The sequence below is a fragment of the Pseudomonas sp. UBA6276 genome (assembly GCF_002438365.1).
In the GTDB taxonomy this organism is placed as follows: Bacteria; Pseudomonadota; Gammaproteobacteria; order Pseudomonadales; family Pseudomonadaceae; genus Aquipseudomonas; species Aquipseudomonas coleopterorum.
This window is the reverse complement of record NZ_DJUS01000164.1, coordinates 1-1,937: the sequence shown is the minus strand read 5'-3', so window position 1 is coordinate 1,937 and position 1,937 is coordinate 1. Positions and strand designations below refer to the sequence as shown.

Below are 1,937 nucleotides of genomic sequence, written 5' to 3'. Positions count from 1 at the left end.
GATGGTCAGCAACATCAAGTACAACAGCTTCAAGGAGCTGGATCTCAAGGGGCGCGTACCCTTCGTGGCCATTCTGGCGGTCGTGCTGGTGTTCGCGGTGGTGTTCAGCGATCCGCCCCGTATTCTCCTGTTGATCTTCCTCGCCTATGCAGCGTCAGGTCCGATACAGTATTTGTTACGCATGCGTCGTCACAAAAAAGCCGACTAAATTCAATTTCACGCATAATCCGTAGTCTCTTGGTATGTTGAATACAGCCAAGGCTACGGAGGCACCATGCTCATCAAGCTACCGCGTGCTTCGGACTGCAAAGAGTCCGAAGTCACCCCCGAATCGATCTATCTCTCCCGTCGCTCGCTCATGGGCGCCACCGCAACAGCCCTGGCCGTTTCGGCACTTCCTTCCTGGGCATCCGCTGCCGATCCATCACGTTACGAAGGCGTCGACGCCAGCAGTGCGCCTGCGTGGTTGAATGACAAGCTGGGTCAAACCCGCTGGGGCGCGGTCACCGTACAAGGTGAGGCGATCACGCCTTTCAAGGATGCCACCCACTACAACAACTTCTATGAGTTCGGCACCGGCAAGGGCGATCCGGCAATCAATGCTGGCGCCTTGAAAACCGAACCCTGGTCGGTCGTGATAGACGGTGAGGTCGCCAAGCCAGGGCGTTATGCCCTCGAAGACTTCATGAAGCCCTATCAGTTGGAGGAGAGGATCTATCGGCTGCGCTGCGTCGAGGCGTGGTCCATGGTCATCCCCTGGATCGGCTTTCCCATCTCGGCTTTGCTCAAGCAGGTCGAGCCTACCTCGAAAGCCAAGTACATCCGTTTCGAAACCCTGCAGGATCCCAAGACCATGCCTGGCCAGCGTTCTGGCTTCGCCTTGATCAACTGGCCCTATGTAGAAGGCCTGCGCTTGGACGAAGCGATGAATCCGCTGGCGATTCTCGGCGTCGGCATGTACGGCCGCGAACTGCCCAACCAGAACGGCGCACCCTTGCGCCTGGTGGTGCCGTGGAAGTACGGGTTCAAAAGCATCAAGTCCATCGTCCGGATCAGCCTGGTCAGCGAGCAGCCAGAGACGACCTGGGAAAACATTGCACCGAGCGAGTATGGGTTCTATGCCAACGTGAACCCGGAAGTCGACCATCCGCGCTGGACACAGGCTCGCGAACGGCGCCTGCCCAGCGGGCTGTTCAGCCCCAACGTCCGCGAGACGGCAATGTTCAATGGCTACGGTGAGGAAGTGGCATCCCTCTATACCGGCATGGATCTGCGGAAAAACTACTGATGCGTTACCCGTTCTGGCGTTTGAGTGTATTCGTGGTCGCCTGCGTATGGCCGCTGTTGTGGCTGTACCAGGCGTGGATATTTGCCTTGGGGCCCGATCCGGGCAAGGTGCTTGTCGATCGTTTGGGTCTGGGCACCTTGATTCTGGTGTTGATCACCCTGTGCATGACTCCCTTGCAAAAGCTGTCTGGCTGGCCGGGCTGGATAGCCGTACGCCGTCAATTGGGCCTTTGGTGCTTTGCCTATGTATGCCTGCATCTGGCCGCTTATCTGTTCTTCGTGCTTGGTTTGGACTGGGGGCAGCTTGGCGTCGAGCTGAGCAAGCGTCCCTATATCATCGTCGGAACCCTGGCGTTCCTGTGCCTGCTGGCATTGGCCGTGACATCGAACCGCTACAGCCAGCGGCGGCTGGGTCGCCGTTGGAAGCAACTGCACCGCCTCATCTATGCAGTGCTGGGGCTGGGGTTGCTGCACTTCCTCTGGATCGTTCGTGCAGACCTGGAGGAGTGGTCGATCTACGCGGCTGTCGGCGCATTCCTGATGCTGCTTCGAGTTCCTGCCGTGGCGCGGCGTATTCCCCGTCTAGCTGGGCGAAAACCAGCTACCGCGAAAAAGGTGTGAATTAACGGTTGACGCCCCTCCAGATCTGT

General features: G+C 58.4%; 2 protein-coding genes and 1 pseudogene. All 3 read left to right on the top strand.

Annotated elements, in window-relative coordinates:
* Nucleotides 1-208: pseudogene (locus B2V21_RS19035) on the top strand (CDP-diacylglycerol--serine O-phosphatidyltransferase); the annotation flags it as partial.
* Nucleotides 209-274: 66 nt separating this feature from the next.
* The gene (gene msrP, locus B2V21_RS19030; RefSeq protein WP_049858696.1) at nucleotides 275-1,288 is read left to right on the top strand and encodes a protein-methionine-sulfoxide reductase catalytic subunit MsrP; all 1,014 of its coding nucleotides are present in this window, start codon (nucleotides 275-277) and stop codon (nucleotides 1,286-1,288) included.
* Complete coding sequence (gene msrQ, locus B2V21_RS19025; RefSeq protein WP_282348914.1) at nucleotides 1,288-1,908, top strand: protein-methionine-sulfoxide reductase heme-binding subunit MsrQ; 621 nt, start codon at nucleotides 1,288-1,290, stop codon at nucleotides 1,906-1,908. The genes msrP and msrQ overlap by 1 nt, the downstream gene beginning before the upstream one ends.
* Nucleotides 1,909-1,937 lie beyond the last annotated feature (29 nt).

Bases quoted from the DNA above. Each gene is read 5' to 3' on its own strand.
- msrP (WP_049858696.1), top strand. From the start codon at position 275: ATGCTCATCAAGCTACCGCGTGCTTCGGACTGCAAAGAGTCCGAAGTC.
- msrQ (WP_282348914.1), top strand. From the start codon at position 1,288: ATGCGTTACCCGTTCTGGCGTTTGAGTGTATTCGTGGTCGCCTGCGTA.